The sequence below is a fragment of the Pedobacter sp. UBA5917 genome (genome assembly GCF_002432345.1).
In the GTDB taxonomy this organism is placed as follows: Bacteria; Bacteroidota; Bacteroidia; order Sphingobacteriales; family Sphingobacteriaceae; genus Pedobacter.
Window position 1 is genome coordinate 1 of the sequence record NZ_DJDT01000001.1, and the last position, 22,566, is coordinate 22,566.

At 41.3% G+C, this 22,566-nt stretch carries 21 protein-coding genes, 1 tRNA gene and 1 pseudogene; 14 read left to right on the forward strand and 9 right to left on the reverse strand.

Translation table 11 applies throughout. The annotated features are described in order from the left end of the window. The 7 genes from B2V92_RS00005 to B2V92_RS00035 form a co-directional block, all read right to left on the reverse strand. A partial coding sequence (locus tag B2V92_RS00005) for an efflux RND transporter permease subunit (protein WP_293303657.1) occupies positions 1–3,046 on the reverse strand: 3,046 nt, incomplete at its 3' end. A gap of 82 nt (positions 3,047–3,128) precedes the next feature. Further along, positions 3,129–3,509, reverse strand: coding sequence for a hypothetical protein (locus B2V92_RS00010; RefSeq protein WP_293303659.1), 381 nt, complete (start codon positions 3,507–3,509; stop codon positions 3,129–3,131). A gap of 76 nt (positions 3,510–3,585) precedes the next feature. Next, on the reverse strand, positions 3,586–4,473 hold the full coding sequence (locus B2V92_RS00015) for a cation diffusion facilitator family transporter (RefSeq protein ID WP_293303661.1): 888 nt from the start codon (positions 4,471–4,473) through the stop codon (positions 3,586–3,588). 671 nt (positions 4,474–5,144) lie between these two features. Continuing rightward, complete coding sequence (locus B2V92_RS00020) at positions 5,145–5,324, reverse strand: histone H1 (RefSeq protein WP_113951121.1); 180 nt, start codon at positions 5,322–5,324, stop codon at positions 5,145–5,147. A gap of 386 nt (positions 5,325–5,710) precedes the next feature. Further along, positions 5,711–6,385: a hypothetical protein gene (locus tag B2V92_RS00025; protein WP_293303666.1), complete on the reverse strand. Its 675-nt coding sequence runs from the start codon at positions 6,383–6,385 to the stop codon at positions 5,711–5,713. A gap of 106 nt (positions 6,386–6,491) precedes the next feature. Then, a tRNA-Pro gene (locus tag B2V92_RS00030) sits at positions 6,492–6,568 on the reverse strand. 79 nt (positions 6,569–6,647) lie between these two features. Next, a complete protein-coding gene (locus B2V92_RS00035) occupies positions 6,648–7,004 on the reverse strand; it encodes a winged helix-turn-helix transcriptional regulator (RefSeq protein ID WP_293303668.1) in 357 nt (118 codons plus the stop codon). 96 nt (positions 7,005–7,100) lie between these two features. On the opposite strand from B2V92_RS00035, the gene B2V92_RS00040 reads away from it, so the two are divergent. From B2V92_RS00040 to B2V92_RS26545, 14 genes and pseudogenes are all read left to right on the forward strand, one after another. Further along, positions 7,101–7,631: an NAD(P)H-dependent oxidoreductase gene (locus tag B2V92_RS00040; protein WP_293303670.1), complete on the forward strand. Its 531-nt coding sequence runs from the start codon at positions 7,101–7,103 to the stop codon at positions 7,629–7,631. A 451-nt stretch (positions 7,632–8,082) separates the two neighbouring features. Further along, positions 8,083–9,303, forward strand: coding sequence for an acyltransferase family protein (locus tag B2V92_RS00045; protein WP_293303672.1), 1,221 nt, complete (start codon positions 8,083–8,085; stop codon positions 9,301–9,303). A 120-nt stretch (positions 9,304–9,423) separates the two neighbouring features. Continuing rightward, the gene (locus B2V92_RS00050; RefSeq protein ID WP_293303674.1) at positions 9,424–10,185 is read left to right on the forward strand and encodes a polysaccharide biosynthesis/export family protein; all 762 of its coding nucleotides are present in this window, start codon (positions 9,424–9,426) and stop codon (positions 10,183–10,185) included. 7 nt (positions 10,186–10,192) lie between these two features. Next, complete coding sequence (locus B2V92_RS00055) at positions 10,193–12,550, forward strand: GumC family protein (protein WP_293303676.1); 2,358 nt, start codon at positions 10,193–10,195, stop codon at positions 12,548–12,550. Beyond that, the gene (locus tag B2V92_RS00060) at positions 12,543–13,877 is read left to right on the forward strand and encodes a flippase (protein ID WP_293303678.1); all 1,335 of its coding nucleotides are present in this window, start codon (positions 12,543–12,545) and stop codon (positions 13,875–13,877) included. The genes B2V92_RS00055 and B2V92_RS00060 overlap by 8 nt, the downstream gene beginning before the upstream one ends. Before the next feature lies 1 nt (position 13,878). Continuing rightward, entirely contained in the window at positions 13,879–14,571 is a 693-nt protein-coding gene (locus tag B2V92_RS00065; protein WP_293303680.1) for an FkbM family methyltransferase, read from the forward strand. Position 14,572: 1 nt separating this feature from the next. After that, positions 14,573–15,220: a class I SAM-dependent methyltransferase gene (locus B2V92_RS00070; RefSeq protein WP_293303682.1), complete on the forward strand. Its 648-nt coding sequence runs from the start codon at positions 14,573–14,575 to the stop codon at positions 15,218–15,220. Then, on the forward strand, positions 15,220–16,137 hold the full coding sequence (locus tag B2V92_RS00075) for a nucleotide-diphospho-sugar transferase (RefSeq protein WP_293303684.1): 918 nt from the start codon (positions 15,220–15,222) through the stop codon (positions 16,135–16,137). The genes B2V92_RS00070 and B2V92_RS00075 overlap by 1 nt, the downstream gene beginning before the upstream one ends. A 1-nt stretch (position 16,138) precedes the next feature. Beyond that, complete coding sequence (locus tag B2V92_RS00080; protein WP_293303686.1) at positions 16,139–17,566, forward strand: hypothetical protein; 1,428 nt, start codon at positions 16,139–16,141, stop codon at positions 17,564–17,566. Between the two features lie 192 nt (positions 17,567–17,758). Next, positions 17,759–18,859, forward strand: a complete 1,101-nt coding sequence (locus B2V92_RS00085) for a glycosyltransferase family 4 protein (protein WP_293303688.1) — start codon at positions 17,759–17,761, stop codon at positions 18,857–18,859. Continuing rightward, complete coding sequence (locus B2V92_RS00090; protein WP_293303690.1) at positions 18,856–19,596, forward strand: FkbM family methyltransferase; 741 nt, start codon at positions 18,856–18,858, stop codon at positions 19,594–19,596. The genes B2V92_RS00085 and B2V92_RS00090 overlap by 4 nt, the downstream gene beginning before the upstream one ends. 421 nt (positions 19,597–20,017) lie before the next feature. Then, positions 20,018–20,326, forward strand: coding sequence for a nucleoside-diphosphate sugar epimerase/dehydratase (locus tag B2V92_RS00095; protein WP_293303691.1), 309 nt, complete (start codon positions 20,018–20,020; stop codon positions 20,324–20,326). An 84-nt stretch (positions 20,327–20,410) separates the two neighbouring features. After that, positions 20,411–20,746: pseudogene (locus B2V92_RS26540) on the forward strand (sugar transferase); the annotation flags it as partial. Next, positions 20,743–20,910, forward strand: a complete 168-nt coding sequence (locus B2V92_RS26545; RefSeq protein ID WP_414691885.1) for a sugar transferase — start codon at positions 20,743–20,745, stop codon at positions 20,908–20,910. The pseudogene B2V92_RS26540 and the gene B2V92_RS26545, both read left to right, overlap by 4 nt. Here the strand turns inward: B2V92_RS26545 and B2V92_RS00100 are convergent. Both B2V92_RS00100 and B2V92_RS00105 read right to left on the reverse strand, forming a co-directional pair. Beyond that, entirely contained in the window at positions 20,907–21,716 is an 810-nt protein-coding gene (locus B2V92_RS00100) for an FkbM family methyltransferase (RefSeq protein ID WP_293303692.1), read from the reverse strand. The genes B2V92_RS26545 and B2V92_RS00100 overlap by 4 nt on opposite strands. A gap of 100 nt (positions 21,717–21,816) precedes the next feature. Further along, positions 21,817–22,515 carry a DUF1826 domain-containing protein gene (locus B2V92_RS00105; protein WP_293303694.1) on the reverse strand — a complete coding sequence of 233 codons (699 nt, stop codon included), beginning with the start codon at positions 22,513–22,515 and terminating at the stop codon, positions 21,817–21,819. Positions 22,516–22,566: the final 51 nt, after the last annotated feature.

The following is a 22,566-nucleotide window of genomic DNA, read 5'->3' on the forward strand; positions in this document are numbered from 1 at the left end:
ATCCACCGATTACTACGGTTGCCAATGGTTTTTGAACGGCACCGCCCGCCCCGGTACTGATGGCCATGGGGATAAAGCCAAGCGATGGCACTAAAGCAGTCATTAGTACCGCCCGGAGTTTAGATTTGGTGGCATGGATTACAATGCGTTTTACATCCAGCCAGCCCTCTTTTTTCAAACGGTTAAACTCGGTAACCAATAAAATACCGTTCAATACGGCAACCCCGAATAAGGCGATAAAACCTACACCTGCCGATATGCTGAAAGGTAAATCCCTGATCCAAAGGGCAAATATTCCTCCCGTTGCGGATAATGGGATCGCGGTATAAATCAACAAGCCCTGTTTTACCGAACTGAAAGCAAAATAAAGTAACAGAAAAATCAATAAAAGGGCAATTGGTACCACAATGGCCAGACGAGATTTGGCCGCCGTCATATTTTCGAAAGAACCACCGTATTTGATGGTATAGCCCTTAGAAAGCTTGAGCTGTTGTTCAGCTTTTTGCTGTAATTCTTCTACGATCGATTGTACATCGCGGTCCTTAACATTAAAACCTACAATAATCCGGCGTTTGGTATCCTCGCGTTGAATCTGGTTTACCCCTTCAACTTCCTCAATACTGGCCACCGTACTTAACGGAATCTGGTTGCCCGATCTGGTAAGCACCATCAAATTTTCTACGTCCCTGATATTTTTGCGGGCGGCCTCGTCCAAACGTACCACCATATCAAAGCGCTTTTCTCCTTCGTAAACCTGTCCGGCAATTTGCCCGGCAAAGGCAGTGTTTACTACGCGGTTTACATCGCCCACATTTATGCCATATTTAGCCATACCATCCCTATTGTATTTAATCACCACCTGTGGCATTCCGGTTACCTGCTCCTCGTAAACGTTGATGGCACCTTTTACGCTGCCAATAATGTTGCCCAGGCGTTTGGCATATCCGGCAAGCGAATCGAGATCTTCGCCAAATATTTTACATACCACATCCTGCCTTGCTCCTGTCATCAGCTCGTTAAAACGCATCTGTACAGGAAACTGGAAACCTACCGTAATACCGGGGATCACTTCTACCGCTTTTGTCATTTTGGCGCTCAGTTCGGGGAAAGATCTGGCCGATGTCCATTCTTTTTTAGGTTTTAAGATTACCATCATATCCCCAGCTTCAAAAGGCATCGGATCGGTAGGTACTTCGGCACTACCGATTTTAGTTACGATTTTCTGCACCTCCGGGAATTTCTCCAACAGGATTTTTGATGCTTTCTGCGTGGTTTCGATGGTATTGTTCAGGTTACTACCGGTTAACAGCCTCGTTTCTACCGCAAAATCCCCTTCTTCGAGTTGTGGGATAAATTCGCCGCCAAGTGTACCCATAATAAATACAGACAGGGCAAAAAGTGAAACAGTAACCAGCAATATGGTTTTAGGGAAGTTGAGTACCCTGCTCAAAATGGGTTGATACTTGCGCTCCAGCCAGGCCATTAACCTATCGGTAAGGTTCTTTTTATGGCTGATGTTTTTGTTAAGGCATAATGCCGACATCATGGGTACGTAGGTAATGGAAAGGATAAATGCGCCTAAAATGGCAAATGCAATTGTCCAGGCCATAGGTTTAAACATCTTCCCCTCAATACCTTCCAGCGAAAGTATCGGCAGGTAAACAATCAGGATAATAATCTGACTAAAAACAGCCGATTTGATCATCGAACCGGTTGATTTTTCTACTTCGGTATCCATCTGATCCTGGTTGATGCGGGTAAGCGACCTGAAATGTTTACTGTGCGAAAAACGGTGCAAAATGGCTTCAACCACAATCACCGATCCGTCCACTATCAATCCGAAATCGATTGCTCCGAGCGACATCAGGTTTCCACCAACACCGAATTTATTCATCAGGATAATGGCAAACAACATGGATAAGGGAATAACCGACGATACAATTAAACCTGCACGTAAATTACCAAGGAAAAAAACCAATACGAAAATTACAATCAGAGCACCTTCCATTAAATTGGTTTCTACTGTACTGATGGCATTATCAACCATTTTGGTCCGGTCGAGAAAGGGTTCAACTACTACGCCCTCCGGCAGCATTTTCTGTATGGCAGCAATTTTATCTTTCACCCGTTTTACCACAACAGACGAATTTTCGCCTTTGAGCATCATCACCACTGCTCCGGCAACTTCGCCCTGGGCATTATAAGTCATGGCGCCATAACGGATGGCCGAACCATACTGCACCTTTGCCACCTGCCCCATTAATACAGGCATACCATTATCCAGTGTTTTAACCACTATTTTTTCGATATCGCTCAAACTGGTGGTTAAACCTTCACTTCTGATATATAAAACTGTTGGTCCCTTTTCGATATAGGCACCTCCGGTATTCTCATTGTTTTTTTCTAAGGCATCAAAAATTTCAGCAATGGTGAGGCCATAGGCTTTAAGCTGATCCTGCTTTACGGCTACTTCGTATTGTTTAAGGCGCCCGCCAAAGCTAGATACTTCGGCCACACCCGGCGTACCCAAAAGCTGCCGGCGAACGATCCAATCCTGAATGGTCCGTAATGCCTGCTCGTCGTACTTGCCTTCGTAACCTTTTTTGGGACGAACCACATATTGGTAAATCTCACCCAAACCGGTTGAAACCGGCGCCATTGCGGGCGAGCCTATGCCCTGCGGAATTTCCTGCTGTACCTGCTGCAGGCGTTCGGCAATCTGTTGCCTGGCCCAATAAACATCAGTTTCTTCGTTAAAAACGATGGTAACGAGCGATAGTCCGAAGCGGGAAAAACTTCTGATCTGTTTCAGACCAGAAATACTGCTACAGGATTGCTCAATGGGAAAAGTAATTAAACGTTCGATATCCGGTGCGCCCAAAGAAGGCGAAACGGTGATTACCTGCACCTGGTTATCGGTAATATCGGGCAGGGCATCAATAGGTAATTTGGTTACCTCGTAAGCACCCCATCCCACAAGGGAAAGTACAAACAAGGCAATGATCAGCTTATTCCGAACGGAAAAGCCGATAATCTTATTCAGCATAATAAATTATTTTAAATGGATCGACATCATATCCAGGCCAGGCATAAATGCTTTACCCGGAAAAAAAGGAAATAGGTAGAATTTATGCCGATGCGATAGGCGGTCGGAACAGACTACCGAAAGTAGGGTTATTGTATGCTGGTTCGTAATTAAAAGTGCATGCCGGTAAAAGATTTAAGGAGGCAGCTTTTAAAAGAATAAATTTTTCGGCGGGAACAGCAATGGAGATTACATGATGGCCATCTACCTTTTTAAACGGCAGTTTCATGTCTTCCTCGTCATCGTTATCATCAAGATCGTGCCCAAGGTAGTGCATTTCCAGAAAATCGATAAAACTGATCTGTGAATTAAGCTGCTGGTGCTGTATAAAATGTGAAATCAATTGGGGCGCCTTTAACACTTCGCGTAAGGAAGCGTTAAAAACAATTACGGGGAACAGCAGGAAGATGACAACTTTGTTCACGGTGCAAATATAAGCCAAGCAGGCTTTGCAAGCAAACGATCAATTTATCATATCTGTTACTTTTGAGCTTGGCAGTTTAATGGTGATGCCCGGCAGGCTCAATATGGATCAAAATATTGCCCAATTCGGGTATATCGTGGTGCAGTGTATCCTGTAACCTATGCGCCAGCTCGTGTCCGTCCCTTACCGAGAGGCTACCATCAACAAGTGCATGGAGATCTACATGGTACTTCATCCCTGATTTACGGATAAAACATTTTTCGGTGCCCGAAATGCCCTCTACTGTGGCCGCAACCTTTCTGATTTCAGCAATAATATCTTCGTACATGTTCTCATCCATAATTTCGCCTAATGCAGGTCTGAAAATATGATAACAGTTATAAAGGATAAAACCTGCAGCAAATAAAGCAGACCAATCATCGGCAGATTCATATCCTTTCCCCATAATGAGTGCCACAGAAATGCCAATAAATGCCGCAACAGAAGTAATGGCATCGCTCCTGTGGTGCCAGGCATCTGCTTTTAAAGATGAACTATTGGTCTCTTTGCTCCTTTTCATCACCAAACGGAAGGATATTTCTTTCCAGATAATAATGGCACCAAGAATAAACAGCGTAAATGGTTTGGGCAAACTGTGCGGGGTTTCGATATTTTTAATGCTCTCGTAGGCAATAATGGTGGCAGATGTGATCAAAAAACCGACAACCAAAAAAGTAATCAGCGGTTCGGCCCTACCATGCCCGTAAGGATGGTTTTCATCAGCCGGGCGGTTGGAATACTTGATTCCGAAAAGCACCAGCACAGAGGAAAAAATATCGGCAGTGGATTCTATTGCGTCGGCAATAAGGGCGTAAGAGTTTCCAAAAACACCCGCAGCTCCTTTGATCAATGCCAGCGAGGTATTTCCAATGATGCTGAAATAGGTTGCCTTTACTGCTATCTGTTCCTTTGTTGCTTCCGCCATAGAGTGCAAAAGTATAAATTATAAAACGCAGCAGCATGGATAAGGCATAAAAAAAGGCAAACATTTACATGTTCGCCTATTTCTTTGCTTAAAGTCATCACAAGTTAAACAAAATCCTACCTACATGAACGGATAGACCATCAAATTCATGTGCAACAAAATTAAAACTATCCTTTAACATTAACCCATTTTAAAAAGTGATTGTAATTGACATTAGTCAAAAAAATATTCCTGTTGGGTGTAAAAAAAATTAAGGTTCTATTTTTAGATTACAAGTTTTAAGTATGGATGATATGGGTAGTTAAAATATAGTGTTCGTGTACGTTTCGTGGGGACAAGAGCCATATGGAGAGTAGTATCGGTGTTTCGTGAGGACACGAACCACGACAGTTGAAGCGCTAAGTTTATATGTGTTTCGTGAGGACACGAACCACGGAGAAAAATTGGATGATGTAAAATGGATAATGGAATACATAATACGCCAGCTTTGCTGAGCCAATTATTGATGATCGAAAATGTAAGATGGGTAATGGCATAAACAACAAAACTGGCTTTGCGCTCTTAGCGATTTTACCTTGCAAACGTTGCGGTTAAAAAACAAATTCCTGCTTACTCCAAAAAAAAGCTCCGGGCAGATACCCGAAGCTTTGATACGCTAATAAGCGGTTTAATTATTTTGCAGTGTTTTTCTTTTCAGTAACCTCAGCTCTGATTTCCTGAGCCAGTACTTTTAAATCTTGCATTGCTTTACGTACACGTGTACCTGCTGCAGCGTTACCACCATCATAAAATTTAGCTACATCAGCTTCAACTGAAGCAATCACTTCCTGTACTTGTTTGAATTTGTCCATAATTGTTTTTAATTGGGATCTGTTACGATCCAGGTTATACTTGTTTTCTTTCCGTAAGCAAATCACGGGCCGCAAAACTAAACATTTCTATTAAAAAACAACATTCAGATGCAAAAGAAAGGCATTTTTACCCTTTTTTATTAAAAAACAGTAAATTTTACAGATAAGCGAATCGCTATTCATTGATTTCTTCCCAATTTTAAAAGCTCTCAATACATGTGTTCTGTATTCTTTTTAAGCCATAGTTTTCGCTTTATCAGTTATTTTTTGACTTACTCAGCCTATTCTTTATTTGAAATAACCCAAAGGCAGCATATAAATGGTTTTGCAAAAAATGCAAATTACTAGGTCGCTTCAGATCATTTAGTTTTTTTTGCATAGCATTTTTAATAATCAGCTTCATATCCATGCCCTCTTTCCCCATAAAAATTCAGCCAGTTAATCAATGAATACAAAATATGCAGCTGAGTAGCTAAATCATTTTCACCAAATTCTTCAGGAAAATCACGTTGGGTTTTAAGGTATGCTAATTCGTTAGTTGTTGCTATTGGATCAACAACATCATTAAGTCTACGAGCGTAATCTAATGCCTCTTCAGCAAATTTTGTTTCCCATGCTTCGTTTACTAATTCTTCGCCGATTACAGGTATGCATTCCTGTAGAAATTGTCCCCTAAAAACATTTCGATCATATAAATTAGATACGTATTTAGAAATACCTGCACTGTCCTCTGCAAGCTCTAAAACATAGTGGCCATCCATTTTTTTCAGGAAATCTGCTTCACTAATTTCTTTCGCTGTATCCTCATACTGTTCTTTAGCCCAAACATTTGCATTTTCATCTCTACCAACCATTGGTGCTCCTAAAGTTTCAAAAGATGAAGTCTGCATGGCTAGCCATTGTTCATGTAACTGTTCTTTCGTATTGTCTTTTTTACCGATTAGTTTATCCAGCCAAGACACTTTTGGCTCCTTGAAATTAATCAGTTCATAGTAAAGCTTCTTAAAAGTAGCTTCATGTCCAGGTTTGGCTTTGCCCATTGGCACCATATCTAAGCCCATATTGCGATTCTAATTGATGAAATTAATTTTCTTTTAAAGATTTTACGGCTACCTAAATATTTGATATAATTTGAAGAAATGCCAAAAAAGTTATTGAGGTACTAAATGGTCGGGATGAGAAGATTCGAACTTCCGACCTCCAGCACCCCATGCTGGCGCGATACCTGGCTACGCTACATCCCGATTTGAAGAATAACTGTTATTGCAAAGATAATATCGGCTGGAAAAAATGCAAGAAAAATTTAACTTAGGGCAATCTTTCCTAGCCCAGTGCTTTATGTTTTTCACCCCAGTTTTCGAGCATTTTAATAATTGGTTTGAGTTCGTAACCTATTGAGGTTAATTCGTACTCTACTTTGGGTGGCACCTCTGCGTAAACGGTTCGTTTGATGATTTTATTTTCTTCGAGTTTGCGCAACTGCAGGGTAAGCATTCTTTCGGTGATATTGGGAATCAGTTTTTTTAACTCGCCGAAACGAAGTTTGCCATTTATTAACCAGGAGCAGATTACGATAGACCATTGTCCGCCGATAATATTGGCGGCGTAAACTTCCGGACATTCATCAGCCAAAGCCTGTTTATTGGCAAAATTGGTAGAGGTTTCTTTGATTTTAGACATTACTTACATTTTTTATAGTACCCTACATTTGGTTGCTAATGTACAGAATTTATGTAACCTGCATTAATTTTGCAGTGTAATTTTAAAACCGGAAATATGAAAACATTAATTATAGTTACCCATCCAGATATGAAAAACTCCATCGTAAATAAGAGGTGGGTTACAGCACTGCAGAAATTTCCGGATCAGTTCCATATCCATCAAATGTATGAGGCTTATCCGGATGAAAAAATAGATGTAGCAACAGAGCAGAAAATGATTGAACAATATGATAAAATTGTATTCCAGTTCCCCTATTACTGGTTTAACTCGCCTGCTATGTTAAAAAAATGGATGGATGAGGTTTTAACTCATGGCTGGGCCTACGGCAGTAAAAGCGGTTATAAAGTTGGTGGCAAAAAGATTGCGTTGGCCATTTCGTTAGGTGTTGATGAAGAGGAAATGAGCAGCTCAGGTTTATATAAATATCCCTTAGATGAACTTCTCCGTCCGTTCGAACTCTCGTTCGAATATGTTAAAGCTGATTACAAACCCTTTTTCGCCTATTATGGCATCGAATTCAATTCTTCGGAAGAGTGGATTGAGAAAAGTGTTCCACTGTACCTGGATTTTTTAAAAAACCTGTAACAGACAATAATTATTGAGTGAATAATTTGAACACCACTGGATTATTAAAATCCAGTGGTGTTTTTTTTTAAATAAACATTATTCAAAGGTACATACACAACTATTGGGATAAGAAAATGATCTATCCCAAGCAGATCGCTAAAATCAAACATCAGCTTCCTCCTCCTAACGCTTAATTGTTACCAAATCGACTAGCCATTCTTTGGCTAATGATGAATTAAGACCTCCTGATTGAACTTTCAGTTATGTATTTTAAATTAGTATTCTACTACATATAATCAATACATAACCAACCATCCGGCACAGAACCCCGTTATACAATTATCACCTCCATTTGTTCATTCTATTCATTAACTCACTCGATGTCAAAACTATCATCATTATAAATTAAATTGGATTTGTATAATAAGTTTGAGCATCCCTATTGTTTTTTACTATCCCAGATTCTTGCATGAACATAGTCCAAAGTCCTCCCAAGTATTTCCACACCTTTGATATCATTAGAGGCATTGCAGCAGTAGTAGTTATTCTAAACCATTGGGAATTCTTTTATTTCGAAAAAAGTACCTGGGTAAAGGAAGGTATCGATAAAACAACACTTCCATTCTATACTTACTTATCGGCAATCTATAATCACGGAGTAATTGCAGTCGATTTGTTCTTTCTCCTTTCCGGATTTATTTTTTTCTGGTTGTATGCGGAACGGATTGCTAAAGGAAAAATGAATTTTGGAAAATTTATGGTCTTCCGCATCAGCAGGCTCTACCCTATCCATCTGGTTACCTTACTCTCGGTGGCAGTACTCCAATGGCTTATGATCAAAAATACCGGTCATTACTTTATCGTTCTATTTAACGACAGTTATCATTTTATTCTGAATCTCCTTTTTATGCAAAGCTGGGGAATTGAGAAAGGTGCTTCATTTAATGGCCCATCCTGGTCGGCCTCGGTAGAAGCGTTTTTATATCTACTATTCTTTTTTATCTGCTATGTGAGAATGCAACACAATAAGTGGCTATTATTATTGCTGATGCCAGTTGGTATTTTTATACAGTATTACTACTCTCTTATTGGGAAAGGAATGTACTCTTTCTTTTTAGGTGCCCTGGTTTACTACATTTATACCTGGATGCTAAAAGAAAACAGGAATAAAAAATACCTGTCATCCCTTATTGTTTTTACCATTTTATTGTGGGGTATCCTGTTTGCAGAGTATTACTTTGGCTATCTCCGGGATATTTTCATGAAACAATATCTCCATCTATTTCCCCATAAAACCCCTGCTTCAGCAGAAATAGCACTGGGATTAGTTAAAAATTTCATTTTTAGAACCTTGGTATCGCCTTGTACCATACTCGCATTGGCTCTCTGGGAAACCAATAAAGGTGGCATCAGCAAGAAATGGGCCGCGGTGGGTAATTGCAGCTATGCCATGTACATGGTTCATTTCTCGTTACAAATTGCTTTTGTACTTATAGCAAACACTTTTCATATCGACAATCATGTGTTTCGATCGCCGATTACTGTGCTGGTATTTTTCTTGATTTTGGTGCCGCTAAGTTTAATACTTTATTATTATTTCGAGTTCCCTGCCCAGGAAAAAATAAGACAAAAATTCTTCAGAACGAGCAGTAGGGATGTGAACGTAGCTCAGGTTGAAGTAAAAACATAATTTATTTCTGTGGTCAGGGTATGTTTCCTTGTACCTCATAAGATAATTGGGGATGCCGGCAGAATTCCGCTATCCGTTAAAATTTTTACACTATAAGTATTGACAAAACAATTACCCGATATGAATTTAAAATTTAGCTTACCACTGATCCTGGCCTTGCTAATCGTTATGGGATGTGCAAACACCCGTAAACTAACCTACTTTAACGACATTGCAGCAGTTACGGGGACAGACTCGCTCCACCGTATGCAACAACTTAAAATACAGCCTGGTGATATCCTTCAAATTACCATTACTACGCTGGATAAAGAAGTATCGCAGATGTTTAACCCAAATGTGGCAACTTCCAGCACAGCTAATGGCAGTGGCATAGAGCAGGGATACCTGGTTGATAGTGTGGGCATTATCACGCTACCGGTTATCGGGAAAATAAATGTAAATAACAAAACTACCGCTGCCATAAACGACCTCGTATCCCAGGAACTGGACAAAACCGTGCGCAGCACTTACGTATCCACCCGGCTGGTAAATTTCAGGGTATCGGTTCTGGGCGATGTGGCCCATCCGGGTTCCTTCCGTATTGGAGCAGAAAGAGCTTCAATTCTGGATGTACTGAGTATGGCGGGCGATCTCAATATCACTGCCAAACGGAACGACATTATGATCATCCGCGAAGTGAACGGGATCAAAAAGTATACCTCAGTAAACCTGAACGATAGCAAAACACTTTCATCCGATTACTATTATCTCCGCAATAACGATGTAATATATGTTAAACCAGGCCCTGACCGCAAATTTGCCACCTCTAAAACAGTACAGCTCCTGCCTGCCATTATAGGCGTAATATCATTGATCACTACAATTGTCATCTTAAACAGGTAATTGGCATATGAACCAGGAAAAAAGAACAAATGATAAAAATCCGATAATAGATCTGAACGATCTTTTCCAGAAGATGCTGTTTCACTGGCCACTGTACCTTTTGGTATTGTTGGCTATGGTTGCAGGGGGCTTCCTCTACATGAAATACAAAAAACCGATGTACATGTCGAGCGCTAAACTATACCTTAAAGATGAAAAAAAAGGCGGCGGGGAAGAAATGGATGCGTTAAAATCTCTCTCTCTTTTCAATAACGGCAAAAATATCGAGAATGAAATGGAGGTACTGAAATCTCCTATCCTGGTAGAAAAGGTGATTGCAGCCAATGGTTTTAACATCCGGTACTATATAAAAGGAACGGTAAAAAATGAAGAAATCTACAACCGAACACCACTTACCATCCGTGTACTGAGCGATAGTTCGAAAGTGGGCAATTACGTTTTTGATGTTACCAGGGAAAACAATCTGTTAAAGATAAAACAGGTAAACACAACGGCCGATACCAGCAGGCAATTGACCGTTAAACCTGGCGAAGCATTTACGGTAGCGAAAGATAGATTCGTGATCAACTATGCCCCATTGGCTACAGCCGATCCGGCCAATACATTTCAGATCAGGGTAGATTCGGTAGCTGAAAATGCTTATGATAAAATCGAAGATATTGGCGCAGCACTGGTAAACCGTGATGCCACCGTAATACTGGTTAGCTACAGCGACCCTGTGCCCGAAAGAGCGGCCAATTTCCTCAATGCCCTGCTCGATGCCTATAACGGATACACACTTGATGATAAAAACAGAACGGCCTCTAAAGCCATTCATTTCCTAGGTGTGCGGATAGACTCATTAAAAGATGAGCTGGCACTACTGGAAAAGCAGGAAGAAAATTTCAAGATCCAGAGAGGTATTACCGATATTGATGCCAGTTCGAAACTGGCGCTTGAGCAGGTAAAGGAAGCTGATGTAAAGCTCAATGAAGCCAACATGCAACTTTCAGTGCTCGATCAGGTAGAAAAATACGTCAACAATCCTTCCAGCAGTTACCCCTTTGCTCCTGTACTCGGTAACATTGATCAAACGCTAACATCTATGATCAACCGTTATGAGGAAGCACTCAAAGAAAAGAAACGTTTGTCGCTCTCGCTTAAACCCACCAGTGAAATACTGAAAAATGTGGAATCGCAGATTGCAGATACGCGCAAAACCATTAGCGATTACATTTCAGGGTACCGAAGGAACGCCGGCGTGGTACAAAAAGAAACACAGCGTAAGGTAAATCAGATACAGGGAAAAATAGCCAATATACCTACTTACGCCAAAGAATATATCAATATTAAAAGGCAGCAGGGCGTAAAAGAAAGCCTTTATCTCTACCTGTTAAAGAAAAAAGAAGAAGCATCTGTTGCCTATGCCAGCAACGTAGTGGATAATAAAGTAATTGCGCCGGCTTTTGTACCCGAAAAACCCATTGCGCCCAAAAAAGCAATTGTATTTATAGGCTTTATCGCTGCCGGACTGGTACTTGCCAGCGCCTACATCTATTTCAAATATTTCTTAAATCCGAGGGTACTCAATAAAAAAGAAATCGAACAGGTATTCGATCTTCCTATCGTGGCCGAAATTTATCAGCAGGATGACAAGGCGCACGATATGTCGCTCCAGAACAGGTCTATACTGGTAGAACAGGCATTTAATATGCGTACCAACCTAAAATTCCTGCTAACAGGGGTTAGCGGTACGCCAACTATCCTGCTCACTTCGAGTGTTTCGGGAGAAGGAAAAACATTTCTCTCGGCACATTTGGGAAATTCATTAACGGTGGGCGATAAAAAAGTGGTGCTGGTTGAGCTGGATCTCAGAAACCCTAAACTTTCACAATTTTTCGGACTTGACCATAACGTTGGTGTAACCAATTACATCATCGGCAATAAAAACCTGGAAGAGATTATTAAAAAGGTACCCGGCACTGAAGAACTTTATCTTATTTCATCAGGAGCCATTCCGCCAAACCCTATTGAACTGATTGAAGGAGAACGTATGGCCGACCTTATCAGCCAGTTGAAAGCCAGGTTCGATTATGTTATCATCGATATGTCGCCGATCGGTATAGTATCCGATGCCAAAAGCATATCCAACCTCATCGATTGTGTCTTATTTGTGATCAGGTACAATTTCACCCTGAAATCCAAAATTTCAGCGGTATCCGAAAACCTGGTAAAAGGGTTCTTCAAAAAAATAGGGGTCATTTTTAACGGTATAGAGCAGGATACTTTCCATTCGTATTACGATCAGTACTCGTATGCAGAAAGTAAGCAACATAAAACCACATGGTCGGCAATAATTAAAAAAATAAAACAGCGCATTGTATAAACTATTTGAAAATAGCGGTTGGCTCCTGATTGATAAACTCAGTAAACTTTTTCCGGGTATTATCATTATGGCACTTATTGGCCGGCACCTTGGTCCTGAAGAATTCGGGATATGGAACTATGCGCTTGCACTTACTACGATTATCGGCAGCGTATCCATCCTGGGAATGGACAGGCTCGCAGTAAAAGAGATAATTAATAATGAGCAAAGGCAGGGAACCATTGTGGCTACCGTTATTTTAATGAGGTTTTGCGCCGCTATAATTTGTACGGCCCTCAGCATAGGCATAGTACTGTTTACCAGAAAACAGCAACTGCTCTACTTATACTGTACTATTTTTTCTGCCCTGATTATCATCCTGCAATCTTTTGATGTATTGGATTATTTCTATCAGGCAAAAAATAATATCAAAAGGGTAATTATCCCAAAAGTAAGTGTGTTTATCACTTTCTGTATAATAAAGCTTGTTATTATCTTTTTTAATGGCACATTGATGGCCTTTTTGTGGGCATCGGTTATAGAACTGCTACTCACTTACCTTATTATCATTATAGTTTTCGGCTATTATAATGGTACCGATTTCAGCTTGCGCATAGACCGCCATATGGCAAAAATACTGCTGAAGCAAAGCTGGCCCCTGATACTCTCAAACCTGGTGGTGGTATTGTTTATGAAAATAGACCTGGTGCTGTTGGGGCTGCTTTCTAACCCCAACGAGCTGGGTAAGTACGTAGGCGCAGCAAAGATTTCAGAGTTATGGTATGCCCTTCCTACGGTGATGTCGGTAGCCATACTGCCAGGGCTGATACAGAAGAAAAAAAACAGCTATAATGCCTACCTGCTTACATTGGAAAAATGGCTCAGGTTATCGTTCTGGTTAAGCATGGCCATTGCTCTGGTTATTACATTAACGGCACACCTGATCATTCCTTTTCTTTATGGCAAAGGTTATATGGCCGCTTCCTGGATGCTGATGATCCATGTATGGGCAGGTATCCCAGTTTTTCTGTGCATTGTTCTGGTACAATATCTTTTTGTAGAAGGGGAATATAAAATTTACCTATATGCCAACGTGTACGGCCTAATTGTTAATGTGGCCGTTAATTTCATTTTGATACCCGCTTATGGCGGCATTGGGGCGGCCATTGCCACAGTAGCCGCTTACTTTACCGTATTTGGCGTACTGCTCTTACTCGATAAAAGAGGCGAGGGTTTTCGGCTCACAAAAAAAATGTTCAGCCCCATATTGGTGCTTTCAGATATTAAACAGCTAAATACCAGTTTGAGGGTATTTACCGGTCAATTATTTACCAAAAACGTTCTGTAAAATGAGCAGCATCAAAAACATAGCATCAAAAATAGTTACCACGTTGTTTCCGCGGCTCAGCTACGGTGTTCGCGCTTATAGCTCGGAAGGAGAAGATATGATCTTAAAAAGAATTTTTGGTCAAAAACAGCATGGTGTTTATGTAGATGTAGGTGCACATCATCCTTTTAGGGTATCGAACACCTACCTGCTTTACAAGCAGAACTGGACCGGTATCAACATTGATCCTATGCCAGGCTCGATGGCCGTATTTAACAGGCACAGACCCAAAGATGTTAACCTTGAGATGGGTGTATCTGCCGTAAAACAGCAACTCACTTATTTCATATTTAACGAGCCTGCCTTAAATACGTTCTCTCCCGAAAAGGTTAAGGAATATTCGCAGACCGCCAGCTACCATGTAATTGCCGAAAAGAAGATCGAAACCTGGCCTCTGGCAGATATACTGGATAAATACCTGGCAAAAGATACACCCATCGATTTCCTGAGCATAGATGCCGAAGGACTCGATTTAGAAGTACTGCGATCCAACAACTGGGATAAATACAGACCGGAATATGTACTGGCCGAATCGCCTCCCTTTGAGGTATTTGAGCCAGAGCGCAGCGAATTATACCAGTTTATGCGACAGTTAGGCTACAGTTTGTTTGCCAAAACCTATTACACCAACATTTTTAAAAATACGCGCAAATAATATGTCTGAAAGCAAATTATACGTACAATATGGCAGTGGTCCTTTTTCGGCACCGGATGGCTGGAAAAACTATGATGCATCGCCCACCCTCAGGATCCAGCGGATTCCCCTGATCGGGAAATTGCTTAAGCCGGCCATGCATGTATCCTTTCATGCCGGTGTTTTACTGGGCGATATCCTTAAAGGCCTTCCCGGTATACAGGAAAACTCGTGCGATGGCGTTTATTGCTCGCATGTACTTGAACACCTTGCTTATAAAGACTGCCTGCTGGCGATCAGAAATAGTTACCGGATACTGAAACCAGGAGGATACTTCAGGTGTGTACTGCCCGATCTGGCCGGGGCTGCCCAAAGATACCTTGATCAGCTTTCGAACAACGACCCTAAGGCCAATTCTGCTTTTATGGAAGAAACGCTTCTCGGAAAAGAAGAACGCGTAAAGGGACTTAAACAATTGGTACAATTGGCGCTTGGTAACCGCGAACACCTGTACATGTGGGACCATGTTTCGCTAACACACCAGCTTGAGGCCGCAGGTTTTAAAAACATCAGGAACTGTGCTTTTAACGATAGTGATGATCCCATGTTCGAACTGGTAGAAGAAGAAATTAGATTTAATAACGCTGTTGCATTGGAGGCAACCAAATAATGTTACAAACGCCGATCTTACTTCTGGTATTTAACCGCCCCGAACAGGCTTTGCTGGTATTCGGACAGATCAGGCTGCAACAGCCAGAGCGGCTGTTTATTGCTGCAGATGGTCCACGGGCAGACCGGCCAGAGGAGGCAGCGCTGTGTGAAACGACCAGAACAGCGATTTTAAATGGTATAGACTGGCCCTGTAAGGTAGAAACACTTTTCCGTACTGAAAATCTGGGTTGTGGCAAGGCCGTGAGCGGTGCCATCAACTGGTTTTTTAACCATGTAGAAGAAGGCATTATACTGGAAGATGATTGTTTACCTGACCCCACTTTCTTTTCTTTCTGTACGGCCATGCTTGAAAAATACCGTACGAACGAGAAGGTAATGCATGTTAATGGAAGTAATTATCAGGGGGGCATACCGCGTGGAGATGGTTCCTATTATTTTTCGCGTTATGCACATGTATGGGGGTGGGCGAGCTGGCAACGTGCATGGCAGCATTACGATTTCAGCCTTCAGCGTTACAGAGATGTTTCTACCGAAGGCCTTAACACATTTTTGAAATCGGAACTGCAAGCTATATACCGGGCACAAATAGATACCTGGGACATACAGTGGTTTATGAGCGTATGGTTTAGTAAAGGATCAGTTGTTACGCCAAACGTTTGTTTGGTTAAAAACATCGGTTTTGGCACACATGCTACACATACCCAGTCTGCTCCATCATGGTTTAACAAAATACAATATGGCAAAATAACGGATATAACACACCCAGAAAGCAACAATATTGATGATGCAGCAGACAGGTATAGCCTTAAAATGCTGTTTAGCCCAGGCAGGTTTTACATGGCAATCAAAAAAATAGCTCAAAAAAATACATGGTTCTTTAACCTGTGCAAACGGATCTATAAAATGGTAAGCTAATATGAAAACCGTATACAGTAGTCTTCAGAGCAGTAATTTATTCGTGGAATGCTTCAGAGAAAGTATGCCCATTGTTATTGCTATGATCCTGCTTTACCTGTACTACAACAGGCGGATTTCTATTATTGATACCTTGTTATATGCCTTTGCATCAGAAGCATATACCATGCTGGTAATTGGTCCCACTTTTACGGCGACTTTTTTTGTTGGCATTTATATTTTCGTTGAACAGGCGCACCAACTTTTTACCGGCAAACAATATATCCGAAAAAATTATTTTCTGCTATTGATATTACCCCTATTATCAAGTATTACAGTATTCTTAATCTCACAGTTTTACAAGGATCCTTTTAATTACCCTGGCGGCAGGTTATATGCATTTTATACCAAACCCATTTATTTTTACATCAAAACTTACCTGCCTTTATTTGCCATTGGCGCCAAAATAGTGCAGGACCGCAAACAGCTTTCATTTGAAAAATTTGCCGATAGCATAAAAAAAATTGCGGTTATATCTTGTATCATAGCCGTTATCCAAATTACTGTTCAACTCATTTTCCAGAATGTAGAACTAAGTGAACTGCTAGGATTACAAAGCCGTTACCTGCTGATGGAGATTAATGGGCCACTCGGCATTCGGGTACAGGCCTTATTTGCGGAACCTAAAGTGTTCAGTGCTTTTCTTTCTTTGGCCATCCCCTTTTTCCTGAAAGACCGGAACTATAAAATGGCAACGGTGATGTTTGTTATGGGCATACTAACAGCTTCACAAACCTTTTGGGTGAATATCGTCGCCGGGGGGCTTTTATTCTTCTGTCTGCCTAAAATGTTGTCGGTTAGATGGAAAATAGTCGGTACTCTGGGCATAATCATAGGTATTTTCCTGCTCTTGGCGGCATCTAAAGAATATTTCATGAAACAATATCTGGCTAACCGCAACCAGCCGATATACCGGTTGCTACTCGAAAGATCTACTTACCGCTATAACAACGACATATGGCGCAAAAACAACGTTATTTTTGGAATTCCGCTGCAACGGGACATGGAACTGCCGGTAGTCGATTTCCTGAGGGATGAGCCCTATCTGTTTATATCCGGTTACGGTCCAGGGAACAGTACATTCATTCCGCCGCATTATTTTTTCGGACAAGCGATTTATCAAAACCGGGTGGAAGGCATTGGCGGCCAAAACTTAAACATGCGCTGGTTCTTTATCCTGGCAGAATTTGGCGCTGTTTCCCTGTTCTTCTTTTTCTTCATACTCACCAGAACGGCACAAGAAACGCCGCTCTTTGCACGTAGCTACCTGGCGTATTTAGCCGTTTGCTTCTTTTTTAGTCAGATTGATCTTTTTTTTATCATAGTGGCATTACTCTGCGCCTATTACGAACCCATAAACGAATATGAACACGAAAGAAAATATAATTAAGGAGGCATTGGAAACCCTCCGAGTAAGCAAACCGAAAATAACAATCACCACCTTTCCTAAAAAACAGGACTATAGAAAACTGATTGCCATAATCAAAAGTGTGGTACCGCAATACAAATATCCCGTAAAAGGGATCCATTACCTATCCGGCAACCCGGTAATGTTAAACATATGGATATAAAGACAAATTAGATGCAGGTATTTTTCGACAACAGCGTATTTTCCATTCAGAAAGCCGGCGGCGTTTCAGCCTACTGGTACGAACTGCTGTCGGGTATGTGCAACAGCGGGCTATCAATCGGCTTTTTAAATGCGCGGCCACAATCAGATAATATCTTCGAAAATAAAATTGATTATAACCGGTTCCCTTGTATAAAGGAAAGTAGAATCCCGCTAAAATACCTCCGCTACCTGCCATTGCGTTATGCTCTGCCAAATGCAGCCATTTTTCATGGAGGATATCTACGGGTATCGCCCCAAAAAGACATCCTGAATATCCTTACTGTGCATGATTTTGCGCATGAACGGAAACTGGCCTCAAAGTTTCCACGCGGACTGGCCAATACCATGCAGAAAGCCTATGCGATCAGGCGTGCAGATGGTATTATATGTATTTCAAACAGTACCCGTGAAGAACTGCTTCATTTTTTCCCCGACATTAACCCGGCAAAGATAAAAGTGATCCATCATGGTATCGGAAACTTCTGTCGGATCAACAAACAGCAGATACTCGGTTTTTCCCTCGACATTGATCTACAGGAAAATTTTGTGCTCTATGTTGGCGCACGCAGGAACTACAAAAATTTTTATACGGCTGTAAAAACCATGGAGCTGCTCCCCCGCTCTTTCAGGCTGGTAGCCGTAGGCGGTGAGCCATGGGATAAAAAAGAAATGGAAATGATGAACGAAAAAATACCAGGTCGTTATTATATTTTTCAAACCATAAGTCAGAATGAGCTGAACATATTATACAACCACGCTTTCTGCCTCCTTTATACTTCCGCCTACGAAGGTTTTGGATTCCCGCCGGGAGAAGCCATGAAAGCCGGTTGCCCTGTAGTAACCACCAATATGACATCAATGCCCGAAGTTGTGGGCAAAGCCGGACTAATGGCCGATAGGCCAGACCCATTGTTATTTGCTGAAAAGATCAGTTTACTGGAAAATGAAACATTTAGACAGGCACAGATTGAACAGGGACTACAACAGGTGCAACAATTTACATGGAGCAAAAGTGTACAAGAAACAATTAACTTTTATAAAGACTGCTGGAACCTCAAATTTTCGACATGAACAAGCTTTTTAAAATATCAGATGCCGTAAAAATATTCCTGGCCTCGGGCAGAAGCCTTAGGTCGCTATCAGAAAAAGGTGCTTCCGTAGCTTCAACGCTAATACTGCACAACTGTACGCATCACATTCCGGCATTAAGTACCATTATAGATGCAGGTGCCAATAAGGGCCAGTTTGCAATAGCTGCAAATCATTTTTATCCAAAAGCGCAGATACATTCTTTTGAGCCGTTACCTGAGGTATTTACAGTTTTACAGCACAATACCAGCAGGTTAAGTGTCATAAGCACTTACAATATGGCGCTGGGCAACTCAAACGGAACACTCGAATTTTACAGCAATGCCTACTCCCATGCCAGTTCGGCACTGCATGTATCGGCATTGCAAAAAGATATGCTCCCTAAAACAGCCCGATCGCAGCAGATAGAAATACCCGTACAACGATTGGACGACCTGCACCACAAGATAAATTTTAATGCACCGGTATTATTAAAAATGGATGTACAGGGTTTTGAGAAGGAAGTATTAAAAGGTGCTGCAAACTGCCTGCACCAAATAGACTATCTGTTATTCGAAACCTCCTTTGTTCAAATGTACGATGGCGAACCTTTGTTTGATGAAATGCACGATTTTGTAAAAAAACTGGGATTTGAATTAATTGCCCCGGTAGGCTTCCTTCAGACCGAAAAATTGCAGATACTTCAAATGGACCTGTTATATGAAAGGAGAAAAGCATGAAAATTGTAGTTAACGATCACTCCGGCCACGCTTTTACACTACAGCTCAGCAAGCAGTTTGCGCAGAGCGGATTTTAGGTATTGCATACCTACTCTGTTTCGCGTTCCAATCGCCCAAAGGAAACTTTGAAAACCTGCACCTTTCGCATCCCGGCTTAGCCCTGCTACCGGTTACAATTAGAGGAATATTCGATAAATATTCTTTTTTAAAAAGACGGAAACAGGAAATCGAATACGCCGGTCAGCTCATTGCCGAACTGGAAGTATTTAAACCCGATATAGTGGTGAGCAGTACAACACCTTTGTTTGTATAACAGCATCTGCAAGCATACTGCATCAGGAAAGGGATTAAATTTGTATACTGGTGCCAGGATATCTATTCCATTGCCATTGAGCAGATCGCCAGGAACAAACTGGGTTTTATGGGCTTCCCTCTCTGGTATTATTTCAAAAAGCTTGAATCAACGCTACTTAGAAAGAGCACACATGTAATCAGTATAACGCAGGCCTTTAACAATCTGTTTGATAGATGGAAGATCGATCCGGAGCGGGTAACCTATATTCCGAACTGGGCACCGCTCCCCGAAATAGGATTTATAGATGAACAAACCAATCCCAGCATCAACGGACAGTACCTCGGAAAAATAACTGATCTGCCCAGGATCCTCGAGGATTATGAAATAGACGATGTTATTGTAGCCCTGCCGGAAACACAGGGTGCAGAAATGTAAAAAATTATTATTGCCAGTGAAAAAGAGGCTAAAAGGGTGAGGATAATTGCTGATTGCCACCGTTTCTGTACCTCAACAGCCAGCATGAATTTATTCGGTACATTTCCGCTTTTAACTATACGTACCTCCCCATTGGATGATCCGGCGAAGCAAAGGCTTAAACGTATTTTTGAACTCTGTTTTACCTCTATACTTTTCGTAACCATTTTTTGGTGGCTGTTTCCGTGCATTGCCCTGCTTATCAAACTGTCATCATCCGGTCCTGTTCTGTTTAGGCAAGAACGGCAGGGCTTAAACAATAAAAGAATAACCTGTTATAAGTTCCGTTCTATGGTAAGCGACAGCGCTACCATAAATGCTAACGGGCAATACCTGCAGGCCACACTCAACATTTTGAGGGTTACCCCGATAGGAAGATTCCTCCGGAAAACGGCTACAGGGGCGAAACCAGGAAAGCAGGTCAGATGCAGAAACGTATTGACTTTGACCTATGGTATATTGAAAACTATAGCATATGGCTCGATTGCCAGATCATTTTCCAAACATTGATGAATATGGTAAAAGGGGATAAAAATGCCTATTAATTAATGGACTTTTTAAGTGCTACAATATTCTGGAACGAAAATATTTCGTAATTCGTGCTGTTATATGGGCCCAACGCTTTTAAACCATCCGGCAACATCCGGTAAAAGTCGTAACCTGGTAGTATATCAACAATATCTTTAAAAAAGGTTCTGGAGATAATATTCATTTCGTTAAATTCTACCTGAATTACTTCTGCTATTCCACTTGCGATGGTTTGTTTGGCCCCTTTTAATACACTTAGCTCATGGCCTTCCGTATCGATCTTCAGCAGGGCAATTTTCCGGATATCATACCTGGCCACAAACTCATCAATAGTAGTAAGTGCTATGGCTACCTCTTCGGCTTTCCCTTTATGGAGATGCTCTATTACCCCTTTATACATGCTGGCGTGTTCCGATCCCCCATCGCCCTGATAATCGTAAATAGCAGCCATGCTGGATTCCTCCCCAGCACCTTCAGGTACCGCTATAAAGTTGTGGGCTATTGCAGCCTCACTTAGTTTACGGAATGCTACCGGGTGCGGCTCAAAAGCATAAATGGGCAGGTTGATACCGTTCTTTCTCAACATTACCGAATAGTTACCTACATTGGCACCAATATCTAAAATTGCACCCGAATCAAACTTCTTAAGTGCTTTCAAAAACCGGATAAAAGCCTTTTCACCAGATACCGTATCGTTCTCGTAGTTCCTCAGGCCTAATCCGAACAGGCTCAACTTATACAGAAAAAGATTTGCAGGATAAAAAATCCGCCTTGCAAACAAAAGTACATACGCTCTTTTAACAGACTTTCCGAGGGTGTTCATATCTTAAAGGTTATCGTTGGGATAAAATACTATAAACACTAATGTACTCATATTTTGTACTGTAAATGTATTCACTTTATTCAGAACACCTTAATCTGTTTTAACAGATCAGGAGCAACCTGTATTCGCCGTCTTTTTCGATAGGTGCCCGGTGCACACAGGGTAAACACTGTTTACCGGGATGATCTACTGCCAACCTCCACAGGTGCCCTGTACCGAGGTTTAAAGGAATGGCGCCGGCTTTGGGCCGGTAATGCATGTCAAAATAATGTTCTGTTAAAAAGGCATCAAAACCAGCTTCCGGACCATCATATAGTTCTTTAAGTTTTTGCCTAATTTCCGGGATCAGTATTTTTTGTTCAACCTGGTTATTGGGTAAGATTTCGCTGGCAGTACCATGATAAGTACATAAAAAAGTATCGGTACCGATGGGCGAACGGTCTACATGAAAAGAATATACATCTGTGGATATAAAATCGAATTCATCATCACGCTGGTAATTTTTAAGTAAGTTAAGAGAAGGCGATGCACCCGAATCAGCCAGTAGCTGAAAATCTTTTAGGATAATTTCCCTTGCCATAACACCTTCTTCTGATAATTTAAGGGCATGGAGGTCTTCCATCGAAACTTCTGTCAGGTTTTCTTTCAACTGAAGTTTAGACACGATTTCCCCGAAGTCTCCAACCAGGTTCCTGTACCAGCAAACTGCGTTTCTATCCCCATGAAAATCTGCTTCTATTAGTTCAGAAAAAGCAGAAACCACCATTAACTGGCTGTTATCAGAAAATCTATTATCCATTATCTTGTCATAAACGGTTCGGCCATTTAATTAACGCAAAAATAAGGAATG